This window comes from Paenibacillus sp. QJM3NY_38 (genome assembly GCF_056173265.1).
Genome location: NZ_CM149665.1, coordinates 4,557,639 through 4,583,827 on the forward strand (window position 1 = coordinate 4,557,639; position 26,189 = coordinate 4,583,827).

Here is a 26,189-nt window from a genome sequence, read left to right on the forward strand (position 1 = left end):
GTATATTACAAAAATTACTTTGTCGAATCAAGAGTACCTTCTGTACCTTCTGCTTTGACCGTGATTTTGGTGTACTTGGAAGGCACGAGCACGTCATCGGAAGATTTCGAGATGACTTGCGGGTACATTTTGTCCGGATCGGGTTGAAGAACTTTGTAGTGGATCACGGCTTCGGTATCGCTAACATAGTCGACCGACGTAATTTTAATGCCGTACCCCGGATTCGGCAGGTCTTCCTTGGTTACCGTAACTTTGTTCTGCGATTCATCCACCTTAACAACTTTTGTACTTACATCCGGTTCAGATTGTCCCGGCTTCTGGGGTATCATGTTCTTCTGATGCTCCTCAATGAATCGGATCGAATGGTACGCAAGCTCTGCCGCTTCTATTCGCGTTAAATTCTTCGTTGGATGGAACTTGGCGTTAACGTCGAGCTCAGCGATCTTGGTTAACAGCAGGAACTGCACCGCTCCCCGGCTCTCCTCTTTCATCAGATCCTCGTCGGCTACATGCAAATACATCATAACCACGGGATAATTCCCGGTCTTCTGAATCGCTTCCGAGAGCAATGTCGCGAACCCTTCACGCGTTATCGGCTCATTCCATTTCATGTCTGCGGATACGGACAATCCGTTCTGAGCCGCTATATTCACAGCTTCAGCAAACCAGGCATTCTTCGGCACACTGTCAAACGAACGGCCCGTAAAGTTCGGTTGTACCTTCAGGTCGGCGATATTCACAATCATCTGCACCGCTTGTGCGGTCGTTATTGTTTTGGCCGGAGCGAATTTGTCGGCGCTAACCCCTTGGATTATACCTTTCGCTTGCAGCTCCTTCACCATTTGCAAAGGCTTCCCCTCTTGAACATCCTGGAAAGCAGAGGCGGCGCCGGCACCGAGCAATGACGAAGTGACAAGCAATGCGGTTAACAATTTCGCAGTTTTTTTCATAATTACACCTCCTATTCTTTCTGACGCAGAGGTGCTGGAATATGTTTCATCTCAGCCCTAATTTCTTTTATAGAGGTTGTTCAAAAAGTCCGCTTTTGATAAGAAAACCTCTGTCGAGGCCACTTCAAGGATGAGCGACCGCGATGCATAGGTAGGTTTTCTTGCGATATAGAATTTCATCAGCTCCACTGATAACTCATAAATTCTATATCTAACACGAAGCGAATCAGGAAGCAGCTCGGCATCGAATCTTGAATTCAGCCGGGCCTAAGTAGAAGCTTCCGAAGCATGTTTCCTGCGGAAACATTTCAGGTGCTCACGTATCCAAAACAGCGGATGCTTTCGAAGTCGTTTTCTGCGAAAACGTGTAGCTCCGCTCCTCACTCCCTAGCTACATCCAGCTGAAGCGTTTTGAAAAAACGCACATCGGGAGCATAAGCTTCGGTGCTGAAGAAAATCGACCTTTTTGAGCACGCACTTACACGCTTTTTTCGCTGTCCAGGCCAAGCTTCACATACATTTCGCGGGAATAACCCTGCAGCTTCTGCTCCAGTGCTTGGGCCTGGTCCTTAAAAGCGGTCAGCTCCCGAATCATTCGGGATCGGCCGGCCGGGCTGAATGTCTCATGAATCCGCTCTTTGAAATAATCATGAACGATATAGTTGCGCTGCTTCCAGACCTCTTTTAATTGAAGTGTTTCTTCTTCGGAGAATGGAAAGTAATGCTGGATCTCGTGTACCAATTGGCCCAGAGAGCTGCTTAATTTCCGCTGATATAATTGGGTGAAATCTTCTTCTGAAGGCACATTCCCCTGGGAAAGCTTGATCAGCATCAACAGATTCGCCAGCTGCTGCTCAAGCGCCTGTGAATAATACACCGCTAATCCGAAATAGGCAAACAGCTCTTTGGAGTGGTCGCTGTCCATCAGTCGAGATTGTTTCATGGTATCCTCCTCTAGTATTGGCTGTCTTTACCGTTTCTATTTGTGTATATCCCTATGGTAAAGGAAGATACCTCCTACTTCAACCTACTTTTCGGATCATGGTTGCCGCATCCTTGCGGCAGGCCGTCCATAGATAAACAGCCAACAAAATGAAGCTGTATATGAACGTATATGTAAGGGTCATGAATAACATGGCCCGGGAACGCTCGTCAGCATGAATGAGCATATCGATCATTACAGAGACGGGAGGCAGCACATAAGGAATCATTCTCAAATAAGCCAAATCATCCTGAACGATGGATTGTCCGGCTAAGGAAATAACGATAACGATTAACAGCAAACCTGCCGCTCTTCCCTGATTCTCCATAAAGCCAAACTGAAAAAATACCGAAATTGAAATGCCGAGCAAGGACAAAGCAGCATGTCCCAGATAACCCAAAACAAACTGGGATAATGTAATCGGCTTATCGAACATTCCAAACACGATCGGGTAAAGGACAGCAAATAAGCTGAACAGGATAGATAGAAGCGTTACGGTTAAATACTGGGCGGCATAATATCGTATGGCCTTCCCGCTATGAACAATCAGCAGCATCGTTTGACGCCCTTGATCATGGTTGAGAAAGTTCAAACCAAGCCAAGCGGAGCCGACAAACAGAAATGCTGCCGTTACGGCATAGCTGTCCATGATCGGGTTAGGCCGGTAAGAGTAGATAAACACTACCGATATCAGCATAAAGGCCATCGGCGCGAAATACCGATAGGATCTCGTATAACTGGCAAGCATGTAATGAATCAATGATCCCATTATGCTCCCTCCCCTTCCATGGATTGACCAAGGTTAGGCTGCACTTGCTCTGCCTTCTCCATGCTCCAAGGCTCCAGCCGTGTCAGCGATCCGCCTGACTGTAGAATATCCAGCAGCATTTCATCCGCGACCTGCCGCGAGACTACCATCGATGCAGGATTACCTCTCGATATCCAATAATGGAACCCTGAACGGCGTTCCAGTTCCAGCATTTTGTCTTGAGTAACACGCGTGAATTCCAGCTTCATCCGTCCCATCTCCGTATCGGTTTCCAGCATGCCGTCCCGCTCGATCCGCCCCTCGCGGAGTTGCGTCTCCCGGTCGGCCAGCGAAGCAATAAGCAGCGGCTCGTGAACGGACATCACGATCGCTGTTCCTTGTCTTTTGATTTCACTTAGAATGCCGATCATCTCCATTTGAGAGGGCTCGTCCAATCCCGACAGAGGTTCATCCAGAACCAATAAATCGGGCTGGCGAAGCAGGGCCTGCATGATATTGACCTTTTGCAGCATCCCCTTGGAGCATAGCGTCATCTTCATGTCCTGCAATCGAAACACATTCAGCATGGCATCGATCCGCTTCGCTGCTTCTTGTTTGTCCATGCCCTGAATGCCAGCCATGTGGCGCAAATATTCGGAAGGACGAAACCGCAGCGCAGGAAAACGTTCCGGTACATAGCCGACGCGCATCGATGTTCCATGTTCGATCCGTGACCCTACCGACGGATTAGCAAGCCCTGCTATCACATGCAGCATGGTGCTCTTTCCTGCGCCATTGCTTCCTGTTATCGCAACGCACTCAGCGCGGGAGATGCTCCAGGTGATGTCATGCAGGACGGCATACTTGCCGAAACGCTTATGTACTCCGTTTAATTCCAGCAGCTCCTGCAAACACTTCAACTCCTGTTCACATAATCTGGTGTTTGTATGTATTGTAGTGCTAATTTACCTGTAAACACAACATCTCAAGCTCAGCGTACAACGGATTTGTACCTCACATGACAATATCATGGCCCGCATCTGCTTTCAAGGACTCCTTCGTGATTCGAATCCATAATAAAATGCAAAGGCGGCCCCGCGGGCCGCCTTTTGTATCATGTCGCTATTCATGTTCAACCCGCCTTCAATATATGCTGCCGGCCGCCCGATGCGTCCTTAATGAATCAACCCAGCCGTTGACCCGCGGTTTCAAACGAGACAACCTCCCCTGATCCGACGGCCGCGGTTAGCGCAGCGCCTACCGCGCCTTCCTCGGAATGAGTCGGTACATGCACGGGAAGACCAAACTGCCTGACTGCTTCGTCCCTTAGCCTATCGTTGCTGCGGATGGCATTTCCGGCTCCAACCAGAGAAGTGACGTTATGACGAATAGCTCTCGGCAGTCGCTCAAAATACGCATGCAGCTCCTCCACCATACCCCGGAGGAAGCCAACAACCAACAATTCGGGGAGAAAGTTATCTACAGAAATGCCGACAATCTGACCCCGCCGATCGGGTTCTTGCCTTGTCCCGAGAAATTGCGTATTCACGGACAAGCTGTCGCCACCACATAAGCTATCTTCGGCTGCCAGTCGCTCCATCCAGGCGTAGACCTGCCCCGCGGACACAGGCTCACCGGTATAGGAGGCGATAACTTTCCGAAAAAACTGCTCCAAGATTGCATAAGCTTTTCCGCCGCAAAGGGAAGAGCCGACAAGCAGCCTGCCGCCCCCTGGAAACGGTCTGGCTTCCAACCCTTCCGGGACATCGGGGCCATTCGTCGGTTCATGGATCGAAAGCTGCCCCCCAGTTCCGATATTCAGCAGTACCGTGCGGTGAATGTCTTTTACGCTGCCCAGGAAGCTGGCCTGGTTATCACCCAGCGATACAAACACCGGAATTCCGCCGGACGTTGATCCAGCCATCGTTCCCGAAGCCCGAACGGAAGGAAACCAGCTACGATTTATCCCTGCTTGCTCCATCGCTTCAGCATCAAAGTCTTGTTTTTGCAACGAATAGCAGCCGATCCCCGCTGCATGCGTCGGATCCATCAACGGATTTTGACGACCGGTCAGCTTTATCACGATATAATCAGGGATCGTGCAGACACAGCATGCAGACGACGGGATTAGATGATTCATCCAGTTGAAAAAATGCGTTACAACGCCGTACCCCGTTGACAGCGTATATCCTGTGAGTTCGGACAGCCGCTCGGCGTAAGTCTGTTGTGTAAGGCGCTCCGCTCCGCGTTGATCCTGCCATGTGTACAAGGGACTGACCGCTCTGCCAAGCTCATCCAGGTATAGGATGCCATGCATTTGGCCAGTTACGCCAATGCCGCCAATATCCGGATGCTCCTGCTGCAGCTGTCTCATTACCGCTTCTGCCTGCAGCCAAATCGCCTCGGGATCTTGAAGCCGTTCCCACGGGTAAGCCCCGTCTCGTGCGGCCCGGTTGGCTTCAGCTGCGGTGGACAATATTTCGCCAAGTCCGGCATCGAATACCACACCGCAAATGCTCGTTGTTCCGATATCCAAACCAATATATTTCATCGGCATAACTCCTACTTCAACGTATTCCTGCTTGACCCCGCGCGCTAGTCGATGCAACGCAGCATGTCTTCGCTGTTACACTCGATATCCAGCAATATCGCGAGCGGCTGCGGCGTCAGACGACTCTCCTGCCGGTGCAGCCATTCCAGCCATACCTTCGCCAACTTCCCATATCGTTTGCCGCTGAGTCTGTGCAGCTCAAGAAGAGCGCTTCTCCCTAACAGCGACCGGCTGTCATCCAGGTAATCGATCAGAATTTCATATCCTGCCATGCTTCCCGATCGGGCCAGAGCCCTCCCAATCGCCAGCTCCAGCATCGAGCGCCTCTCCAAAAAGTAATCGGGCTGCGCTCCCCTTTTGCAGGATTGTCCCCGCAGCTCGGGGATGTTATGGAGCTTTAACAACACCGGGACGGCATCCCTTGACCCCAGCCGTTCGGCTCCTTGGCATATCGCATCAATATAATAGTAGATTCCCTGCAGGGTATCCTTGAAATCCTCCTCACCGGGATGCAGCAACCCCGCAACCCGCTGCCATACCGTCAAGCTGCGAGGATCCCTTGCCGCTGCAAGGGAGTATAACCAATTGGCGGCTTCGGGCATTGCTCCGTGGTCCGGAGGCAGCTGCACATACATGATCTCTGCCGTACGCAGCGGCAGCCGGCCGCCTTGGAGTTCTTTCGTAATCGCATCCATCAGCACCTGGACTCCCGACTTTGCACCCAGCATGGACAGAGCCTGAGCGAGCACGATTTTCTTGCGCTCGGACGCCTTCGTTAAGGCCGATTCCAGATAGGGAATGCTCCGCTGTCCCAGCGAGCATATCTCGACAAACGGCAGGCGTCCCCGATAGATTTCGTTCATTCGCATATTCGAATATTCATAGAGCGGCACTTCACCTTCGATGGAGTCCACGAGTTGGGACAATTCTTCATCCGTGTACCTGTAAGGGGAGAGCTTTCGGGTAACGGCGTCTTCCGGTATGAGCCCCTCCTTGCCAAGACGTTGTTGCAGCAGCTTGATGTCAATCTCTCTTGGCGACCGGCAACAGCCAACCGCTTGTACGGCTGCCAGCGCGCAAACGGCGCCCAGATTCTCCAGATCGGACTGCATGCGTATGGCAGGCAGAGCATCATGCGTCGCCGAAACCGCCTTGCCTGCAACCAGAATGCCGTCCAGCCCTTTCGGCAGCAGCATACGGTACGGGATCTCGATCTCAAGGTTCGGAGGGATCAATCCGATGTTGACCCAATCCGCTCCGCTTACCCCTTTTATGTCATGGTTGCTGAAATGAACATTAATAACGTCTGGCCAACGCCGGTGCAGCAGCTGATCTGGAAGCTGCATCACGGCATCACCCACGATATGCCGGCTCTCCCTTGTCGCTACGTAGATGCCGTGATCATGGCATTCTTCGCCCCTTCGCCGCCCGGCCAGGATAGCCCGGGTATAGTCGAGAATGCTGGAAACATCGACCATGCTGGTGAAATTGTTCTGCAGTTTGGAAGGCGCCTTGTATTGGGATAAGGAATACCACATCACGGTGTGATCCTTGCTGGAGCCGTACACATATTCCGCGCCGGCAAAAGCGGCTGCATCCCCGTCGCCCGAAGCATCGATCACGACGTCAGCCAACAGTACAACAGGTCCCCAGCGCGTGGCGGCTGCAATTCCGCATACCCGGTTCCCTTGCTTCACCGTACCCCAGGTCGTGCAATTGAACAGCGCATCCGTTCCCGCTTCCTCCGTCAGCTGCAGCAGCGCAAATGCCTTGGCTTCGATATTCCATTTATGGCCCCTATACCCGATGGAAGACTGTACCTGTTGAACGGCTTCATGAATTCGTGCCGCATAGCCGCCCCGGCGACCAAACCAATAGCTGTCCACCCCGCCGTAGGTTCCCGTTCCTCCGAGACCGGGATTAAGCTCCACCAAAACGGTATCCATACCTTCAAAGCCAGCCGTTATGGAAGCACTTGCCCCGCTGGAGCCTCCTCCGACGACCAGCACGTTTGCCTTTTTGAGCACAGGCAGCCCCATGGCTGCAACCTCCGCTTCTTCTCCTGCCCATTCCTTCCGAAAAGAGGAAATGGACGATATTTCATAATCGTTCTTTTCACCCTCTTCGGAATTGGCCGACCGGTTGATCCAAGCTCTTTCAGGATCAGCCCCGCTTTCGATGATAACCGTTTCGGCTACTTGCAGCGTCCTTCCAAGGGCATACGTTTCTCCTTCCAGCAGCAAGAGAGCCGCCGCCTCTCCTAATGCAGCTGCGCTTACGGGATTCAACAAGCGGGCATTTCCGTTCACATAGACATCCCTGTACAAGCACAGGAGGCCGGGCCAAGGGCCTTGCATGGATTCATTGGCGGAAGTGGCTTCCCATCCGTACAAATCTCCCGCCGGACCGAAAGCATAAGGACCAGATAATTCATGGGAAGCAAAGCTCAATACGGCTTTGCCAAAACCCGGTACCTGCTTCGTCAAATACGAAGCCACTTTCATGCCGATGAATCGTGCGGACACTTCCCTGTCGCGGTCCGCTTTCATCGTGTTGCCGCTCAGGAGCGACAGACCGAACGTAACGTAAACATGGCCTTCTCCCCGGCAGCCGAAGCGAACACGGATCGTGTTATCCAGAAGGCCTAGCTCTTCCGGTATTAACATCTCACCTGACCGCACATCCACGGCTCCTGTAAATTCCAAGGTTCTATAATAACATGCCGACGATCCATGAGGAAACCGGGCAAGCGGTTCTCCCATCAGCGCAGCCGTGATGGCCGTCTCGGTGGCATCCACGATGCATTCGGCGCGTATCACCTGCCGGCCAGATTTGTTGGCGACCACGATGCCGTTCAGGCGGCCATGTTCATGATGCAGCGCAATCGGTATGGAGGAATATACAAACTCAATTCCACGTTCAAGAAGAAGATCCTCCAGGCCCCGTTTTAATCGGTCTGGGTGCATAGGAATACAAGAAATGCTTGCTGCCTGATCATCCAGCCCCTGCCCCTCCCTGATGCTGCCCGCATAGCTTTCATGGAGCATCGCTCCCATATTCTGCTGAGCCATCACAGCTTTAATGAGTTCGGGTAATGCCGAATCCGTATCCCCGGTAAGCTCGATCCAAGGCATCAGCTTGGCTGTCATTTCCGTTCCCAGGTACGTTCGGGACTCGATTAATACGACCTGCTTGCCCCCCTTTGCCAGACGGATTGCCGCAGCGATGCCCGCAAAACTCCCGCCGATGACAACCACATCACTCCTGCCTAGAACAGGCAAGGTTTCCGCATTCATGAACACGTTCATCACGCTCTTCCCCCTAGTTATCATGTCTTGGTCAGACAGATGCTTCACAACGGCAGATCCAGATCGGCCGCGTATGCCATCGCTTCTTGTGAAGCATACAATACAAGTCCCACGCACCAGGCATGGGATAACGTCAGCATCATGCCTTTGGGCTGGAAACAATTCGTGTTGTAAAACCGCTCGGTAACCATCCCTTTATATGCGTTAAAATCACCGTCTTCCCTGGCCACGAACTGAAGGAAGCAGGCAATATGATCTCTCGTCCGGTCCTTGTAATAATCATCCCCGCTGTACCTCCATAGCCTGAGCATCTCCGGAACGCAGAACAATCCGTAATTGTGCAGGTGCTGATTCGAGGTTGACGCCTGGTCCGCGCCCCGGGACTTGAAATCATACTGACCCAGAAACGAAAACTTGGGAAAATCGAGATTGTACGTCCAACGAAAGGTCATCATCCAATCCGCAGCGCTTTTTGCCAAGTCCAGCCATTTGTCCTGCTTGTCGTGCTCATACAAAAGAACATAGGAGACCACTGCATTGTAAGCATCCTCCGACGTAGGCGTCAGATGCACGTCTTCCGGCGCGCCGTAAATATATTCATTGATGATGAAGCTCTCATAATAGGCTCCACCTGCGACGGCGGCTTCCTTATAATCGCTGTTACCGAACAGCTGGGCTCCTTCGAGCAGTGCGGCAATCCACAGCATCCCTCCTGCACCGTCCCATTCCTCTACCCGACCACTCTCGCAGTGGTAATACGAGCCGAAATTGCCGTCTTCCCGTTGGTGCGCTTCAGCAAAATCCAGATTGGACAGAACCGCTTGTTCCCAATCCTTGTGCTGATCTCCATAGGATTGCTCCAAGACCAGCGCCCGGATCATGAACAGCGTCGCTTCGGCGATCGTACGCGCCTGCAGCCAGTCCGATTTCGGATTCCATCCGGTAGTCCAGCCTTTGCCGACTATCCAGGATGCCCAGAACGTACCGTTTGGCGCAATCCCCGAGGCAACCTTGGAAAGCACCGAATGCGCGGCCTGAATATATCTAGATATGCCATGTTTTCGCCCATAGGCAAGCAATGCATAAGCATAAGGCGCGCCACTGACCCATCCGACATGCATATGGGGTCTGTCTCCCTGCTGCTTGACGTTGTTGTTAAATTCCCGGTCAAATGCCGCCGTTTCGTTCAAGATTCCGTATTCTTCGCGATAATGCCACGTATACAGGCCATGTGCTGTCAATTCGCCTGCTTCCTTCAAACCGATCCATGGATTCAACGCGTGGTCCTCCTGGTGCAGTTTGTACATCTGACGTACAAACGGATCGTAGGCATGCGGGTCCGACGCTCCAGCATACAGCTTGAACTTCAATCGGATCTGCTCGCCTGGTTTGAAGGAATGCATGTTTACATCCGCCGGATCCGGAACCGGCTCTCCGACGAAGGTGACCGGCTCTTCACGGTAAGGGAAATCGAGCCAAATCTGGGTCCCTTCCGCGTTCCCTCTGAAGCCGAGACCACTGAGTCCGATCGCCGAGACTTCGTCCGTGCAGAGCGCCCCGCACATGCCGTCATTCCAAGCGAACACGGCAGGCAGCGCCGCCCTGTCGCTCCGAAATGACCAATGATCCGATACCATCTCCGCAGCCTTTCCTCCGTGATAATCATACCTGGGGTATTTTCGGAAGTTATGCTCAAATCGGTTCTCCTTATAAAAGGCTCCGGGAATCATCCAGTCAGGTTTGCCTCCGCCGAGGAGATCGCAGCCAATTCGAAGTCCGGCCTCCTTCTCAACGCTGCCTGTATAATACATCTCCAGATGGACGTCGTAATAGGAAGTGATATCGTGAATCAATACCCAGCGGCTTACAATCTCGAAATCTTCATGCTTACCTTCAACCTGAAACCCGTCCTTCGTCGGAATCACACGGTCAACGGGAATATCCACGGCATGATCGGAATCGTCCAGCAAACTTAACAGCGCGGCAAAACGCATGGAACAGGTTGAACCCGCCTGTCCCCCAAGAATATGAAGCTCCGTCCCACCGTTTCTATTCTGCGTCGTCCATTCCATTTATTCATATCGCCTCCATCATTCGTTATAGTTCCATCATCCAGCCGGGGAAGAGCCGCTAGAGTCGATAAAGCTCCATCAGATTATCGTGGAATATTCGATCCGCAAACGTCATCGCTTCCCGTTCGTTTAGCGAGCCTTCACGGACTTTCTCTTGGAGAACATCCGCGGCAATCTGCCGTGCCAGCTTCTGATGGGCATAAGTGCCTTCAACGAAATTGTAGTCACCGCCGAAGCCCTGAATTTTGGTGCCCGGCACCATTTCGATCATCTGGCTTAAGATTTGCTTGGCCGCCGTCGGCGATATAATGTAAACCCAGGTGAAATCCGCATAAACGTTCGGGAAATTTTTCGCTAAACTCAAATATTCATTCTGGTATGGAAGGCCGCAGTGCAAAAGCACAAACTTGGCTTCCGGGTATTCAAGCAGAAGCGGCAGCAGGCCTGTCACCCTGGAATTTGTAATGATATTCCCGTTGCCGGAGACGCTGGTCTCGTGATGGCCGGTATGGATCTGAATCGGCAATTCATAGGCAATGGACCGACGGACGATGAAATGGATCAGGTAATCCTGAAGAGGCAAACAATCCGTTTGACTCAGCGGCTCATCCAGCGACCCGACCATCATTCGGTTAAAAGCTTGTTCCGCCTCAAATCGAGTCGGTTTGCCGCAAGCCAGGCTGCGCCAGTACGCATGTCCCAGCTTCGTGGCAACCATCCCTTCCTGAACGTATCTATATAGCAAGGAATCCACCGCATTCAAGTAATCCTCCAAGGTATGCACGGTAACGGCAGCGGAACGCTCCACCGCCTGAATATCCTTTAATGTTCGCAGTTTAAAGGCAAAGTCCAGGAACATGATCGGCCTCAGCAGCTCGGTGTTCATCTCGGTTGTCTGAATCAGCGTAAACGCCACGTCGATCCCTGATTGCTCGTTCAGCACTTTGCGGTACCAATCATCGTTGGCAGAGGCGGCTTTCACCTTCCCGTCCAATTCCAGGATGCCCTGTACGCTCCAATCCCTGAATCCGTACAGATCCTCTAAGGCGGTCTTCAACATCCGGGCATACGTCGTATTATTCGTACGGTCCCAATATTTCAGGAAGGCGGCAGCTTTCTCTTCGTCGCTGGTTTTGCTTCTTGGGCTTAAAACATCCCGTGGCATGCCGGCCGTAATCAGATCCGAGTCCAGGTAATGAAGCAAGCCAAAGATACCGGTATTCTCCTTTTTTCTAATGGCCGGCGTAGCCAAATGCTCATGCCCGTCAATGATACGGATTTGTTGCACATATTCCTGCAAGCTGTTCATCAAGGTGTCTCCTTCCACTCTATACAATGTCTTCTTCCTACATCCAAGGTCTATCCTTCACGAAAAAGGACAGGAAAAGGCTACCTCGCGAAGGAAGCAGCCTCCCCCATCAACCGCAGATATGATATGTGAAGTGCTTAATCGAATTTCAGTTCAGGGAAAGAATTCTTTACTTCCTTTATAAAATCGGACAATACTTCGTCATAACTCCGATTATTGGTGACCCCTTCACCAGCAACCTTTCTCCACTTGCTCAGAATTTCCTCGCCATACTTGTCTGCGGTATGTCCCGGCATTTGCTTAACCGTTTCATAGTACGGAGCCAGTATGTTCTGATCACCGAACAGCGGGGATTTGAATTGTTCCAGGTTGTCTTCGTAAACTTTGCCGGAAGCCGGCATATTTCCTGTCTTCTCAAGATTGTGCTGCTGCCACTCCGGTCCAGCGATGTATTTAATAAATTCAAAGGCCAGCTCCTGATTCTCGGATTTGGAATATATGCTGCGGTAAGTGCCTCCGCTGTAGAAGCCTAACGGCGTCTTGGCTACCCCATATTTCCCTTCGGCCTTGCCATCCTTGTTATCCACCATAAAGCCCGCCCATGCCGGCATGGAAGTCAGCACGACACTGCCGTCATTCAAGGCATTACCCCATCCCGCCGACATGAACGGCAGCTTAGCGTCCACGTTGTTCTGACGAATCTCTTTCTGAATCTCATAGTATTCCTGCCACTGTGGATCCACGTTAAGCTTGTTATCCTTCACCCATGGTTCCAGATTATAGGCAGCAATATCAAATACGTCTCCGGCGTTTGCGATCAGGTGAATCTTGCCACCGCTCGCCTCATAGACCTGCTTTCCAAGCTGGATGATTTTGTCCCAGCTGTCGACCATCCCGCTGATTTCGTCAGGGTCGTCGGTACCAAGGTATTCCTGTGCCGTCTCGCGCAGATACCAGAATCCGCCCGGTGACGAATGATCCGATACCGCGCGGATTTTGCCGTCCGACCCTCTTCCGAGCTCCGTTACGTATGGAATATTATCTTTGACAAGCTCGTCAATGCCCAACGCCGATAAGTCCGTCGTGAATTTGGAATCGATGAATTTGCCGATGTATCCCCGCTCCAAATCGAAGATATCCGGCGTATCCTTGCCGGTCTGCAGCGCCGTCAGCAGCTTCGTCTGGTACTGATCGCCCGGGAACATCTTCACCTCGACGGTCACTCCCGGATGTTTCGCCTCGAACTGGTCCGCCATGTCCTGCACTTGATCAAAGAATGTCCATATCACCAGTTTGCCTTGAAGCTCCCCGTTCTCGTTCTTGGCCGGAGATGATCCTCCCTGACTTGCTTCGCTGCCGCCGGAGCATCCGGCGAGAAGTCCGGTTAACAGAATGGCGGACAGCAGCATGCCGATTAACTTGTTCCTTTTCAAAACAATCTCCCCCTATACATTTCATTCGTTTCTAGACAAACCTCGATTAAACCCATCCGAAATGATTTCATAAAGAAGCGACAAGCAGGCCTAGGCCAGGGCATCCCTCCTTTCAGACTCCTTGCGGCCGTCACCCCTTTACGGCTCCCGCCGCGATTTCGCTGATTACTTTCTTCGACATGATCGAAAATACGATCAGAATCGGGATGGTTGAGATCACAACGCCGACGTACTGCGCGCCAAAGTCGGAAGTGAACTGGGATTTAACGCTGGCAATCATCACCGGAAGCGTTTGCAGCTGATTATCGAACAAAATGATCATCGGGGTCAGGAATTCGTTCCAGCTGCCGATGAAATTCAAAATGCCGAGCGTGGCAATGCCGGGGATCATCAACGGAATGACAAGGCGGTGGAAAATTCTCAGTTCCCCGTAGCCGTCGATCCGGCCCGATTCCATAATCTCCGTCGGCACCGAAGAGTCCGCGATCTGACGCAGGAAAAAGATGCCGAATGCGCTTGAAATGGAAGGCAAGATCAACGGCCAGTACGTATTCAGCATATTGAACGTATCCATCAGCTTGTAGAAACCGATGATGCCAAGCTGTCCCGGAATCATCATCGTTCCCAGTACGGCCACGAAGAGAATGTTCTTATGCTTGAAGTTGTACTTGGCAAATCCGTAGCCGCCCAATGCCGCAAAATATAAGCCAATGGCCGTGGATACTACGGAAATGATGATCGAATTGGCAAACCCGCGCCAAATGTGGACCGTATCGATCAGCCGCTCATAATTGACTAGAAACTGGTCTCCCGGTACGACCAGCAACCTTCTGGCGATATCCGAATTGGCATGCGTCGAGGTCATGATCATGCTGTAAAAAGGAATGAGACAGGTCAGGGCAATCACAAGCAGAAAAAGGTAGAGCACCGTTCGCCCCAAAATCATCTTGACGTTGTTTTGTTTAACCGCTGCAGCTCTCATAAGTTCTGGCACCCCCTAGTCCTTCAGTCTCGCAGCCCGAGCCGTAATCAGCGAGAACAGCATAATCACGATGAAGATCGCGTAGGCAATCGTTGCCCCGTAGCTGTAATCGAAGTTCAGGAAAGCTGTTTCGTACAGATACATCGCCATGGTCCGGGTCGCGTTGCCTGGGCCCGATCCGAGCATCAGCGGCGCATCGAACAGCTGCAGGCCACCGATCACCGACGTAATAAGCGTGAACAGAAAGACCGGACGCAGCATCGGGAACGTGATACGAAGCGCCGTTTGGAACTTCGTCGCCCCATCCACTTCCGCGGCCTCGTACACCTCGGACGGAATGGATTGAAGACCTGCGATAAAGACGATCATGTTGTAACCGAAATATTGCCAGCAGATGACGCCGGCGACAATCATCCTGGCGAGCCAAGGATGGTTGAACCAGTTGACCGGATCATCCACCAAGCCCATCGCCATGATGATTTTGTTGATGCTTCCCGTCTGCCAGTCGAACATCAGACTGAACATGACGCCGAGCGTAACCGGCGTAATGATGTGGGGAAAGAAATAGACCGCGCGGAAAAAATGCTTGCCGCGAATGAACTTCTCGTTCAGGATCATGGCCAATATAAGCGCAATTGTTAGCTGCGGTATGATCGACATCAGCCAGATGATCAGCGTGTTTCCGATCGCCTGATAAAAGAAGCTGTCCTGGAGGATCCGCTCATAATTGGCAATGCCCAGAAACACGGGATCGTCAAAGCCATCCCATTTCGTGAAGCTGAGATACAAGGTGTATAAAATCGGCACCAGACCAAAAATAATGAATCCAATAAAAAAAGGTGAAATAAACAGGTAGCCGTAATTCGATTTATTGATTTTCGTCTTCACCGGGCGTGCCTCCCTTTACGTGTTCGCACAGGAATTCCGAATAATAAGCTTCGGTCTTAATAAATGACTTGCGCTCTCCGCATGCGGCCTGCCGTGAATTTTATCGAACAGGCCGGCCGCCGCCTTGTTACCGATTTCAAAAAATGGCTGGCGAACTGTCGTCAAGGCCGGATATACCCACTGCGCGATGGAGATGTCGTCAAATCCGACAATCGACATATGCTCCGGCACGCTGCGGCCGCTTTCCTGGATGGCTCGCATGGCGCCGACGGCGGTCTCGTCATTGGAGGCGAGAACGGCGGTAATCCCCTCAAGACCGTTGATCTCCAGCATCGCCTCGTACCCTCCCTGATTGCTCCAATCAGATGTCACCACCCATTCCGGGCGATACGGAATTCCCAACGCCCCAAGCGTGTCGATGTATCCCTTCAGTCTGTATTTGCTGGCAGCTGCATGATCGGGTCCGGTAATATAAGCCATGTTCCGATGTCCGATCGAATGCAGGTAAGCAACCAGCTCGGACACGCCGAACGCATTATCGACGTCGACGGAGAAGATGCCGTCCTTCCCGCCACGGTCGCCGATAAGCACCACCGGCAGCGGAGACTCCCGGATCTTCTGCAGTTCTTCCTCTTGCCTGCGCCTGAAGCTGACGAGAATCAACCCGTCAATCTGTCCTTCATACAGCAGATCCAAAAACGATATTTCCCGGTTGAAATTCGATGTCCAGCTGTAATAGATGCAGTTATAGCCTTCTTTTTTGACAGCGTCCTCGATCCCCTTGATCATCCCGGAGTAAAACACGTTGGAGATGTCGTCGATGGCGATGCCGATCGTGAACGTCTTGCTGGTTACCAAACGGCGGGCGTGGGCGTTGCGGTGAAAATTCAGCTCCCGTATCGCCCTGTCGAGTGCAGCCTGCGTCGTTTTCTTAACCTTTTGGCCGTTTAAGTAGCGGGATACCGTACTCTTGGAGGTATTCGCCAGTTTGGCCACGTCATGAATCGTAGGAACCATAGCGATAAACGCTCCTTCTTCTAAGTGATGGCTGAACAGACTCATGCAATAGCAAATTTTTGGGAACGTTCCCAAAACGGGGATCGCCGAGGAAAGGCCGTTTTCTAACTGATCCGTCCTGGCTGCCAGATAGCAACTGCGACCTCTCCAAAGCGCATTCGGCCTTAAACTTTGAACTCTTGGAAAATCTCGATGACAGGCTCTCCCTCTATTTCGCAGCAATCAATCTCACACAGCTCCCCGCTCCGAACCACCCTGGCTTCCAAGCCATTGACTATAGCCTTAACGGAGCGGGCAGGGTCCGCTGTAAACCCGAAGATGCCGCCTTCAACCAAGCGAACCGCCGTTTTCTGAGGATGCTCTTCAATCTGCAGCACAGCGTGAGTGGATAGAAACTTATCCGTCAAACCGATAGGCGTGCAGAATTTCCGAACCGGGATCACGTTGTAAACCGCAACCTCACCCGGCTGTAAATGCAGGCTCAGCTCCTCTCCTCTTTGGAGCGTACGCACCTTCCGCGTAAGCGGTTCAAACAGTACAAAAGCTTCGCCCTCAAGGCCCGGTACATCGCTTGGACGGACGGTGCCCTTCACAATCGCGTCATCCAGCGTGATGTTAAAAGCGGCGATGACGCCCGATGGTCCGACCCGGTTCCATACCTTTAACGGAATCGGCTCCGTGTTCGGGTTGCGGAACAGGCAATCCACTGTCGGCTGGGCCGGCAGGTCTCCTCTCGCGATCCGGCCATCCCGATAGATCATGGGCCATACCCGAGCCGGGTCGGTGGTCCCAACGGGATCGCTGAAATAGACCGGTCCACCGCTGATTGCCCTGAGCACGGCGCTCTGCAGCGCATCCTCATGCGATGTCCAGAACATGTCCCAATCTCCCCAGTAGAACTGTCCATGATAATAGGAATTGTATACATTCTGAAGCGCATGCTCCTTAAAGCTGCCTGCCTCCTGCGGCACAAAGTCGTCACTATTCCGGGACATGGAAGAGACGGGTCGGTGCCATACGTTCTCCGAACCCATGCCCATGCAGTTCATGATGTTCCCCTCAAAATGTTGATACACCGAAGCCTCCAAAGCCTCATGGGCTCCTGCCGCTGCTTCGCCGGCCGTCATGTTGTACATGGTCATGTTCGTAATGGAATTTTGGCTATCAACCTTGACGAAATCGATGCCCTGTTCCTTAAGCTCACGGTGCCAAACATCCCAGAACCCGAAGCCCTTGCTTTGTTCCGGAGATGGAATCAGCCGCCCATTCCGAGTTTCGTGCAGGAACTCCCCGTACCGCGCCGCCAAGTCGCTTCCTTGGGAAATGCCGCCCCAGTAGCCGGCAATGGTATGCCATACTCCGACCCAGTCCACGCCATAATCTTCTTTGAGCTGACGCGTAACCGGCAGAAAACCTTCCGGGAACTTATTCCCGTCCGGCTCCAGCGACTGGAGCCGCATCTCCGACACATCGAGCCAGCCATCATCAATCATGAACCACCTGACCGGCAGCTTCAGGAGCTTCAGCTCCTCGGCCTTCTCCAGTATTCCGCCCGCATGAACCTCATGGTAGAAGGCATCCCAGGAGCAAAAACCGATATACTCCATCAACGGCGGGTATGCCTTCCCTTTACGATGCTCCCGGTTCAACGCATGAAGGCTATCTGATGAAGCCTTCTCTGCAACCTCGTAAGGCTCCTTTCCCCACGATAGCGAAAACGCCAGCGCTTTGATCGAATCATGACCGAGGATCAAAGGCGATACTACGGCTTGAAGCCCGCTGTCATCCCCTTGCAGATCCGTTCGGCATCGGTCATCGCAGACCGGGAGCAGATACAGGTACTGGTCCGGGGCCGTTCTCCACACCAGCGACTGGGTACGCCGAGGCAGCGTATCCCATCCCGGTCCGAAATGCGGACGTGTCCACCAGTCCTTATGCCGGTAATTCGCCATATACCCCTCATGAACGGGATGGCCAAAGCTTATAGTGACGGCCGCTTCCGGTTTGAAATAGCTTTGTTTGCCAAACAGGCTCTCATTCGCCAGCTTGGCATCCACATAGGCCAGCACGCTCTTTTCCTTTATCACGATTCGAATATCCGCCGAGGCGGTTCCATCGGCACTGCGATAAGCATAGAGAAGACAACCGTCCAGCCTTCCGCCATCCGTGTTGCAACATATTGCGTTTGCGGCTCCCGAATGATTCGTGGCAGTATAATTCGATCCCGCCTCGTCCTGTACGCTCTTTTCCGAGACGCTTGTGTCTTTCGTAACCGTTACCGGTATATTCCCTTCTCTGTGCACACCAGCGTCATGATCGAATCCGATTTCTTGAACGCCGATGAGCTCCAAGGGAATCATTCCTCGTTCATAGTCATGGACGGAAACCGCCATTTGATGGATCAGATCAAGCACATGCCTGCGCTGAGGCAGCTCTTGCCTGGTTGCATTCGTGTAGGTTGCGGACATTTCCGATATTCCCCCTCTTTGGTTCATCATCGTGGATTAACTGTCTCCGCATCTGCCAGCATGGACAGTGCATGCATGGCGACCGATAGGCCCGCATAATCTCCGACCCGTTCGCCCAGCGCTGCCGGAACCACTTTGCATACCGACAAAGCCCCAGGTAACGCTTCCCGTTTCAGAACTTCAAGCGCCACAGGCTCCAGCAGTTTTTGCTGACGGCCGTAGATGCTGCCGATGACAATCATCTCGGGATTCAAAATATCCACCAGCACGGACAGTCCCCGCCCCAGTTCTTCTCCCACGAGGTGAAAAACCTTCAGGGCCGTTGGGTCACCATCCTGGGCCGCTTCGCCGACCGACTGGGCCGTGATGGAAGCCAGCTGTTCTTTATCGCTGCAAAAGGAGGTCGTACCTCCGGCGTTCAGCACCGCTTCCGCATGGGTTGCAGCCAGTCTGGCGATCCCGCCGCCGCTGCAAAAGCCTTCAAAGGATCCCGCTTTGCCATACCCGACCGGACCGTCATGCTCCAGCCGGATATGGCCGATCTCGCCGGCCATATCGTTCGTTCCCGTATACAGCCGACCGTTCAAGATCAAGCCGGCTCCCATGCCTGTTCCGAATGTCAGGAACAGCATGTTTTTCGTGCCACGGCCGGCGCCCCATCTCCATTCTGACAAGGCGCATGCATTGGCATCGTTTTGGAGGCCGACCGGTACCCGGAAACGTTGTTTGACCGGACTCACAACATCAATCCCGTTCCAATGCGGCAAATTCGGCGGACTGTGGACAAGCCCGAGCTCGCTGTTCAACGGACTGCCGCAGCTGATGCCGATTGCCTCAACGCCGGGCAGGTGCAATTGCTGCAGCAATTGCTCAAGCACATTCATCATGATGGTTAGTGCTTCCTCCGGTTCATGAGGCGTCGGAAAGCGTTCTTTGGCCAGGATGGTCAGCGTTCCGTCAGCTTCTTGCCTGCCGACGGACACGGAGCATTTCGTCCCTCCAATATCGAAACCGGACAAATAGGTCATGCAAAGAACGCCTCCTCCAGCATCAGACATAAGGCATGATAAACCGGAAGATGCCGTTCCTGAACGTCCGAGGTCTCTTCCCAAGGAACGGCAATCGTGACATCGCTGATCGTTTTAAGGACTCCCCCGCTTTTGCCGGTCATGACGACGCTGCTCATCCCCGCTGCCTTGGCCACCTGGACCGCCCGAATTACGTTGACGGAATTGCCTGAAGTGCTGAGTCCCAGCAGAACATCGCCAGGTTTGCCGTACCCGTATACCTGCTGGGCATACACCATGGACGGCTCCACGTCATTGCTGAACGCGCTGATCAGACCCTGTTGGCTGACGAGCGATATGGCCGGGAGCGCTCCCTGCAGGTGATCGGCCATATAATCCCCCTGCTCCGGGTCGACCTCGATTAGTTTCCTTCGAAACGCCAGGGGCACCGGACGCGTCATCCGGAACCCCTTCATCAATTCGCCGACGATGTGCTCCGAATCCGAAGCGCTTCCCCCGTTGCCGCAGATCAACAGTTTGTTCCCTTTATAAAAAGCAGATTTTATAATTTCAAAAGCACGCAGAACATCATCCGCGCAGCCCGCAAGCTCCGGGTATTTGCGCTGCATATTTTCCATGATTGCATTCATGTTAGCCTTCACTCCTCATCCAGCTCATTTCCGTAATCTAAGATGATGGCTGATCGGAATATATTGAGATTCGTAAATATCACGGTAAGCCGAATGCTCCTCCTCCCGAAACGGGATATATTCAGAGCTCCTTGCGTTATTTGCGCTGGCCGCTGCTTCCCGGAGCGAGGAATAGATACCTGATCCCGTGCCGCCGAGCAGCGCCGCTCCCATCATGGACGCCTCCCGGATATCCGGTACCTCCAGCATGCATCCGGACACGGCCGCTTTTATTCGCAGCCAAGAAGCAAGCCTTGCACCACCGCCCGTCACGCGGATCCGTCCCATCGGCCCTTCCAGCAAGCCCGCTGCCGTTTCGCGTACGCGTTCCATCTGGTACGAGGTCCCTTCCAGCACCGCTTTGCACAGATGACCGCGGGTATGGCCTTGGGTTAATCCGATGAACGCAGCTTTGGCATTCGCATCGGGCTCCGGCGGACCGCTTCCTGTCAGAAACGGAAAGTACAGAATTCCGGTCGGTCCCGGCCCGCAGCCGATCACCTCCTGTTCCATCGCTTCGTAAGTGAGACGAGGATGGCCCATAATCGAGCGTGCCCATTCCACAGAACCTCCGGAGGCCGAATTGCTGCCCATCCAGAACATGCGCCCCTCCACCGGATGGAGTCCGAAGGCAAGCTTTGAATCATAATCGCGCGACTTGAGCCCTCGTTCCTCCATAACGCCCACCAGCGTTTCTGCGGTGCCCATGGAACTGTACACGTCTCCCGGTCTTAACGCTTCCACCGCCAGCGAGGCGCAGAGATGGTCATGGCCGCCGATGCATACGAGCGCCGAGCGCGGCAGGCCGAGATGGTTCGCAGCGCCGGTCACATGCCCGATCGCATGACCGCTTGGAAATGCCTCCGGAAACAGGTCCAGCGGCAGTTTCAAATGGCCTAGCCACTCCTTATCCCACGTCCTGGTCCGGATATCGAAGGCATAGGTCCGGGCCGCAAGCGAATAATCGAAGGCCAACACGCCCGTCAGCCGGTAGGCGATGTAGCCGGCTACCGATAGCCATACCGCATGACTCATTACGGTCGGATCGCGCTGCTTCAGCCACAGGATTTTGGCCAGGCTCAGCTTGAAGGAGGGATGCAGTCCGCTGGCGAGAAACCTCGCTAACGGATCATCCTCCGCTTCCAGCAGTTGAGCCTGAGGCGCGGAGCTTCTGTCCGACCAGGGCACGATCTCCGATATGGGCTCTCCCGTTCTCCTGTCAAGCAGCAGTCCGCTCTCCGCCATGCTGGTGATTCCGATGGAAACGATCCTTGCCGCTTCCACCTTGCCGGCGGCTTCCTTGATCATGTCCGCCACGTCGGTCCATATGCGGAGCGGGTCAAAGTAGGTACTGGCATCCCTGTGAACATAAAGCTTGGTTTGACGGCTCGCTTGGGACAGCATCCTGCCCGTATCATCAAAGACACCGACCTTGCTGTTGGTCGTTCCGATATCAATGCCGATCATGAGCATGCCAAACCCTCTCCTTATCCGTTGAATTCAGCCACCGACAACCGATTTATTTCAATCCGGAGCCTTCCTCCAGATCCCATTCCATCAGGTTGGTCTCCTTCACCGGCTCTTCCGGGTTTTTCGGGATGCGAAAGGTTTTGATCTCGCTTGGCCCGAATGCCGCCTCGATGCTGCGGTTCCATTTCGGAAGTCGAATGACGGCCTCGGTTCCGACCCGGTTGCTTTCGTAACAACGGATCACCAAATCATCATTGTCCTCCGCTTGTTTCACGGCGCTCACGATGATATTGTCCTGATCCACCTCCAGCAGTGAGTCCTTCTGCGGCAGTTCACCATCGTGATAGGTCTCGATGACAATCGTCGGCCGTTGATTAAGCTCGAGCGCCCGCTTGACGGTGCCGGCATGCTCCCATGTCCCTGCATGGGGAAGCAGCCGGTATTGGAACTGCTGAATGCCTTGGTCGATGATGGAATAGTGCCCGTCGCGCTTCGGCACATGCGGATCATGGTGGGCATATATTGGACTCCGGAGTACGGTAAGGGCCAGCTCCTTGTTATGGATGCTGTAGCTGTACTTCGCGTCATTCATCAGCGACATCCCGTAGACGCTTTCGTCCTCACGTACAATACCGCTGAAATCGACCCAGCTTTGGCCAGGCTCCTCTTCCCCGTTTCCTTCGCGTTCGATGTAACCGAACGGAATTTCATAGCTGTGGCGGGTAAAGATCAGATTCATCGGGAAGACCAGCTTGAGCATTTTGAACTGCTCGCGCCAGTCCGCGTGCACCTTAACATCGATGTAATCAAGCTCCTTGTACATCGTAAAATCCTGCACCAGACGCGAAGCGCCGTACTCGCTTGTCACCCGGATGACCGACTTCACCGGACCATGCTCCACTCGCTTCACCGAGACGGCCCGAAATTCGCCGATCTTGTCCTGGAAGTGCAGCACCTCATGACTCCATGTATCCGACTCGTCCTTCATGACGGTCGGCACGGCAGCCGGACCCTTAAACAGCTCAAAGCCGACCTTCTTGTCGTAGAGGCTGCTGATACATCCGGTTGCCGGATCAAATTCCAGCCGGAAGCGATTGTTCTCCATCGCGAAGTCGTTGGCTTTCAAGCCTTCCGGTTTGACGTCGGTGCTGCCGGCAAGCTGAAGCAACTTATACACGCGGTATCCCAAGGACGGCAGTTCGGCCACGAAGCTCAAACGGTAGCGTCCATTGGACGTGGCATGGGGCTGCACCGTCTGATAAGGGATCGTTTTTCCCGTTTCATCCACCAAAACGGCCCCTTCCTTCAAGCCGCCGATCTCCACCTCGACATTGACGCTGCTTGCCCAGGCATGCGGGTTGAAAACCACGAACGGCTTCATTCCCTCCTCATGCTCGATGCCGATGTTCCATGAGAACTTCTGTATCGCATAATTCAGATTGCGCTCGGCAATCGACATGGCTTCCCCATGCATGTTCCGGGCATCCTCATAAGCGGATTCCAGGCTTGTGCCAGCCAGAATATCATGGAACTGGTTGAACAATACGTTCTTCCAGGCGGTTCCGTAATCGTGCGGATAAGGCTGACCCAACAGACGTTCCGCGAGAGCGGACCATTTCTCTGCAGCGCTCAGCTTGTTCTCGGCTTGCCGGTTCCATTGCTTGATGCCGGAATGGGCCGCGTAACAGCCGCTGGCATGGTGCTGGAGATCGTCATGAACGACAGGCAGGGGAACCTCCAGCCTCTCCATCTCCGCAAAATATTGATTCGGCGTAGAGAATACCAGCTCCGGGAAAGACTCGTCGTCATTCAGCCTCCGGATGCTCTCGATGTTTTCCTTCGTCGGTCCGCCCCCATGATTGCCCACGCCGTAAAACACCATGATCTCGTTATGCGGATCCTTAAGCTCTGTCATACAGCGGCTGACGTGCCGCTCCAAATCCTTGCCCCAGGACAAATATTCGAACGGAATGCGGTAAGAGGTAACCCGGCTCCCATCGCTGGACTCCCATAGGAATAACCGGCCGGGCAATCCCTTCTCGCTTGGCATCGGACGCATGAAAATATAGGAATCCATCCCGCTTTTCTTCAAAATTTGCGGCAGCATGCCGTTATGGCCGAAGCTGTCCACGTTGTAGCCGACCTTGGCCGTCACGCCGAATTTCTCCAGAAAATATCGCTGACCGTACAGACCTTGGCGGACAAAGGATTCCCCGTTCGGAATGTTACAGTCCGGCTGGATCCACCAGCCGCCCACGATCTCCCAGCGGCCTTCCGAGATGCGCTGCCGAATCTCTTCAAACATGGCGGGATCGTTGTTCTCCACCCATTCGTACATGGCAGCCGAGCTTGACGTATAGACGAAATCGTCATACTCGCTCATCCGGTCGAGCACCGAACGGAAAGTCGCCTTTGTCTCCTGAAAACCTTCCTGCCACTGCCACAGCCACACGGGATCCAGATGGGCATTGCCAATCATGTGGAGCTTCTGCTTTTGCTTCATATGTGTGAACCTCCTGTAAGTTCAAAGATTTGAATGTGTATCTATAATTCAAACGCATCCGGATTTCAGCAAATGAGCCTACTAAAAATGATGTCCTTGACCCTCGCTGTTCAGAACATGGCGAATTTTCTCCACCACCGTCTCCGCAACGGCCTCCCGCCCCAAAGCTAGCTGGGCTGGACTTAACCGAAGGCATTCCTTGTTTGTCATCCGTTCCTTCCGGTTCAAAGCGTCCAGCAGCGCCAGCTCCAGATCGGTGGCGATATTCACCTTGCTGACACCGCCATCCGGCAGCTTAACCGCCTTCTGGACCATATCGGCCGGCACACCCGAACCCCCATGCAGGACCAGATGTACGGGAGTCAGGGTACGAATCGCCCTGAGCCTTTCATAGTCCACTTTGGGCTGCTTTACCATGTAGACACCGTGAGCTGTACCGCACGAAACCGCAAGTGCATCCACACCGGTCTGCCGGACAAAATAAGCCGCTTCCTCGGGATCCGTATACAGCTCCTCATCCTTGTCCGTCTCCACGAAATCCGTCGTTCCTATCATGCCGAGCTCGGCCTCGACCGAGACGCCCTTGGCATGAGCATACTCCGCCACCTCCCGGGAAATGGCGATGTTATCCTCCAGGCTTTTCTCCGAAGCATCAATCATGACGGAGGTGAAACCTGCCTCTATCGCTTCCTGAATCGGTCCCGGTTCCTTGGTATGATCCAAATGCAGAACGACCGGAACGGTGATGCGGTCCGTGTTCAGCCGCTCGTAAAATTCATCCGCGAATTCGGCCGGTGTTATGCCGTAACGGATCAATTCTTTATGTGAAATTTGCACGATTGCCGGTGAGCCGCTCTTCTGGGCTCCTTGTAACACGGCCGCGATCATGGGCGTATAGCGTGGCGAGAAGGAACCGATGGCAAACCGGTTGACCTCGGCAATCTCCAATGCTTTTTTCAGCGTAAGTACGTTGTCCGGCTTGGTTGTACGAGTCATGATTTCATCTCTCCCTATCCTTTTTGTCTAGGTAAAATAAAGCTGCTTTAGCCGCTCCATCCCTAACCTTGGGCTGGTTAATATGCGCGATCCGATTTCCTTCGGCAAGGCCGGTATGACCCATGACATCGATGCCTGCGCCAACACCACGACTTCGCATTGCTGCGCCAGCTGCTGGAGCTGCTCCGCAAGAAGCTCATCATGCCCCTTCTGGTCCCCGTCCATCAATTTGGCGTAAGCCTCGGAAACGACCAGCGGAATGAGCTGGATGGAATCCTGTTGATCGGCGGCCTTTCTGTGAAGCAGATTCAGGGTGGGCCTCATGGTCGTCTCCAGCGTTGCGGCGACCCCGATCCTCCGGCCCCTCGATACGGCCAGATCTGCCATGGCATCATCAATGCGAACCACAGGCACGCTGACCGTTCCAGCGGCCCGCTCGGCGATGTCGCCAACGGAGGAACAGGCAGACAGTATACATTCGGCCCCCGCTTCTTCCGCATACCGGGCATAGGTGGACCATTTGTTTGCCACGGTCTGGACGGCTGCCTCATCCCCCTCCCTCAACTGCGACAGGATCGAATCATCCAGCCAATGAAGGAGTGTGCAGCCGGGCAGTATTTCCGAAGCCAGCTCTTTCAACAGCGGGATCGTGACCGCCGTCGTATGGATAATGGCTAATTTGTTCACGTTCGTGCCTCCTTGTCGATACCATAGTTGGCATTGCATATTTATTTTTGGGAACGTTCCCGTTCGCATGGAAAAGAGCGGATGGACATCTGGATGCCCATGCCCATGGACATGAGCATGGGGGTTACA

Annotated in this window: 19 protein-coding genes; all 19 read right to left on the bottom strand. The window is 53.4% G+C overall.

Going from position 1 to position 26,189, the window contains the following annotated elements; genetic code table 11:
• Positions 1–14: 14 nt before the first annotated feature.
• Positions 15–950 (bottom strand): S-layer homology domain-containing protein, encoded by a 936-nt coding sequence (locus tag AC0VZ8_RS20975; RefSeq protein WP_475484292.1) that lies wholly within the window; start codon positions 948–950, stop codon positions 15–17.
• 478 nt (positions 951–1,428) lie between these two features.
• Positions 1,429–1,893 (bottom strand): hypothetical protein, encoded by a 465-nt coding sequence (locus AC0VZ8_RS20980; RefSeq protein ID WP_071220184.1) that lies wholly within the window; start codon positions 1,891–1,893, stop codon positions 1,429–1,431.
• Positions 1,894–1,972: 79 nt separating this feature from the next.
• Positions 1,973–2,701, bottom strand: coding sequence for a hypothetical protein (locus AC0VZ8_RS20985; protein WP_244235437.1), 729 nt, complete (start codon positions 2,699–2,701; stop codon positions 1,973–1,975).
• Positions 2,701–3,591 carry an ATP-binding cassette domain-containing protein gene (locus tag AC0VZ8_RS20990; RefSeq protein ID WP_260065235.1) on the bottom strand — a complete coding sequence of 297 codons (891 nt, stop codon included), beginning with the start codon at positions 3,589–3,591 and terminating at the stop codon, positions 2,701–2,703. Before AC0VZ8_RS20990 ends, AC0VZ8_RS20985 begins: the two co-directional genes overlap by 1 nt.
• A 272-nt stretch (positions 3,592–3,863) precedes the next feature.
• Positions 3,864–5,231, bottom strand: a complete 1,368-nt coding sequence (locus tag AC0VZ8_RS20995) for a sedoheptulokinase (protein WP_475484293.1) — start codon at positions 5,229–5,231, stop codon at positions 3,864–3,866.
• A gap of 44 nt (positions 5,232–5,275) precedes the next feature.
• Complete coding sequence (locus AC0VZ8_RS21000) at positions 5,276–8,539, bottom strand: FAD-dependent oxidoreductase (RefSeq protein WP_475484294.1); 3,264 nt, start codon at positions 8,537–8,539, stop codon at positions 5,276–5,278.
• Between the two features lie 44 nt (positions 8,540–8,583).
• The gene (locus tag AC0VZ8_RS21005; RefSeq protein ID WP_475484295.1) at positions 8,584–10,611 is read right to left on the bottom strand and encodes a hypothetical protein; all 2,028 of its coding nucleotides are present in this window, start codon (positions 10,609–10,611) and stop codon (positions 8,584–8,586) included.
• Between the two features lie 58 nt (positions 10,612–10,669).
• Positions 10,670–11,920, bottom strand: coding sequence for an amidohydrolase family protein (locus AC0VZ8_RS21010; RefSeq protein ID WP_475484296.1), 1,251 nt, complete (start codon positions 11,918–11,920; stop codon positions 10,670–10,672).
• A gap of 137 nt (positions 11,921–12,057) precedes the next feature.
• Positions 12,058–13,353: an ABC transporter substrate-binding protein gene (locus AC0VZ8_RS21015; protein WP_475484297.1), complete on the bottom strand. Its 1,296-nt coding sequence runs from the start codon at positions 13,351–13,353 to the stop codon at positions 12,058–12,060.
• 130 nt (positions 13,354–13,483) lie between these two features.
• The gene (locus tag AC0VZ8_RS21020; protein ID WP_071220177.1) at positions 13,484–14,335 is read right to left on the bottom strand and encodes a carbohydrate ABC transporter permease; all 852 of its coding nucleotides are present in this window, start codon (positions 14,333–14,335) and stop codon (positions 13,484–13,486) included.
• Positions 14,336–14,350: 15 nt separating this feature from the next.
• Entirely contained in the window at positions 14,351–15,223 is an 873-nt protein-coding gene (locus AC0VZ8_RS21025; protein WP_071220176.1) for a carbohydrate ABC transporter permease, read from the bottom strand.
• A 15-nt stretch (positions 15,224–15,238) separates the two neighbouring features.
• Entirely contained in the window at positions 15,239–16,240 is a 1,002-nt protein-coding gene (locus AC0VZ8_RS21030) for a LacI family DNA-binding transcriptional regulator (protein ID WP_162939115.1), read from the bottom strand.
• Between the two features lie 164 nt (positions 16,241–16,404).
• The gene (locus tag AC0VZ8_RS21035; protein WP_475484298.1) at positions 16,405–18,708 is read right to left on the bottom strand and encodes a Sip1-related alpha-galactosidase; all 2,304 of its coding nucleotides are present in this window, start codon (positions 18,706–18,708) and stop codon (positions 16,405–16,407) included.
• A gap of 26 nt (positions 18,709–18,734) precedes the next feature.
• Positions 18,735–19,736 carry an ROK family protein gene (locus AC0VZ8_RS21040; RefSeq protein WP_071220173.1) on the bottom strand — a complete coding sequence of 334 codons (1,002 nt, stop codon included), beginning with the start codon at positions 19,734–19,736 and terminating at the stop codon, positions 18,735–18,737.
• Entirely contained in the window at positions 19,733–20,365 is a 633-nt protein-coding gene (locus AC0VZ8_RS21045) for a D-sedoheptulose-7-phosphate isomerase (protein WP_475484299.1), read from the bottom strand. Before AC0VZ8_RS21045 ends, AC0VZ8_RS21040 begins: the two co-directional genes overlap by 4 nt.
• 24 nt (positions 20,366–20,389) lie before the next feature.
• Positions 20,390–21,877 carry an FGGY-family carbohydrate kinase gene (locus AC0VZ8_RS21050; protein WP_475484300.1) on the bottom strand — a complete coding sequence of 496 codons (1,488 nt, stop codon included), beginning with the start codon at positions 21,875–21,877 and terminating at the stop codon, positions 20,390–20,392.
• Between the two features lie 46 nt (positions 21,878–21,923).
• Complete coding sequence (locus AC0VZ8_RS21055) at positions 21,924–24,377, bottom strand: alpha-mannosidase (protein ID WP_475484301.1); 2,454 nt, start codon at positions 24,375–24,377, stop codon at positions 21,924–21,926.
• A gap of 81 nt (positions 24,378–24,458) precedes the next feature.
• Positions 24,459–25,373 carry a class II fructose-bisphosphate aldolase gene (locus AC0VZ8_RS21060; protein ID WP_071220169.1) on the bottom strand — a complete coding sequence of 305 codons (915 nt, stop codon included), beginning with the start codon at positions 25,371–25,373 and terminating at the stop codon, positions 24,459–24,461.
• A 27-nt stretch (positions 25,374–25,400) separates the two neighbouring features.
• Positions 25,401–26,060, bottom strand: coding sequence for an aspartate/glutamate racemase family protein (locus tag AC0VZ8_RS21065; RefSeq protein ID WP_475484302.1), 660 nt, complete (start codon positions 26,058–26,060; stop codon positions 25,401–25,403).
• Positions 26,061–26,189 lie beyond the last annotated feature (129 nt).

Coding starts and splice junctions, on each gene's coding strand:
- AC0VZ8_RS20975 (WP_475484292.1), bottom strand. CDS start 950: ATGAAAAAAACTGCGAAATTGTTAACCGCATTGCTTGTCACTTCGTCA.
- AC0VZ8_RS20980 (WP_071220184.1), bottom strand. CDS start 1,893: ATGAAACAATCTCGACTGATGGACAGCGACCACTCCAAAGAGCTGTTT.
- AC0VZ8_RS20985 (WP_244235437.1), bottom strand. CDS start 2,701: ATGGGATCATTGATTCATTACATGCTTGCCAGTTATACGAGATCCTAT.
- AC0VZ8_RS20995 (WP_475484293.1), bottom strand. CDS start 5,231: ATGAAATATATTGGTTTGGATATCGGAACAACGAGCATTTGCGGTGTG.
- AC0VZ8_RS21000 (WP_475484294.1), bottom strand. CDS start 8,539: ATGAACGTGTTCATGAATGCGGAAACCTTGCCTGTTCTAGGCAGGAGT.
- AC0VZ8_RS21005 (WP_475484295.1), bottom strand. CDS start 10,611: ATGGAATGGACGACGCAGAATAGAAACGGTGGGACGGAGCTTCATATT.
- AC0VZ8_RS21010 (WP_475484296.1), bottom strand. CDS start 11,920: ATGAACAGCTTGCAGGAATATGTGCAACAAATCCGTATCATTGACGGG.
- AC0VZ8_RS21020 (WP_071220177.1), bottom strand. CDS start 14,335: ATGAGAGCTGCAGCGGTTAAACAAAACAACGTCAAGATGATTTTGGGG.
- AC0VZ8_RS21030 (WP_162939115.1), bottom strand. CDS start 16,240: ATGGTTCCTACGATTCATGACGTGGCCAAACTGGCGAATACCTCCAAG.
- AC0VZ8_RS21035 (WP_475484298.1), bottom strand. CDS start 18,708: ATGTCCGCAACCTACACGAATGCAACCAGGCAAGAGCTGCCTCAGCGC.
- AC0VZ8_RS21040 (WP_071220173.1), bottom strand. CDS start 19,736: ATGACCTATTTGTCCGGTTTCGATATTGGAGGGACGAAATGCTCCGTG.
- AC0VZ8_RS21045 (WP_475484299.1), bottom strand. CDS start 20,365: ATGAATGCAATCATGGAAAATATGCAGCGCAAATACCCGGAGCTTGCG.
- AC0VZ8_RS21050 (WP_475484300.1), bottom strand. CDS start 21,877: ATGCTCATGATCGGCATTGATATCGGAACGACCAACAGCAAGGTCGGT.
- AC0VZ8_RS21055 (WP_475484301.1), bottom strand. CDS start 24,377: ATGAAGCAAAAGCAGAAGCTCCACATGATTGGCAATGCCCATCTGGAT.
- AC0VZ8_RS21060 (WP_071220169.1), bottom strand. CDS start 25,373: ATGACTCGTACAACCAAGCCGGACAACGTACTTACGCTGAAAAAAGCA.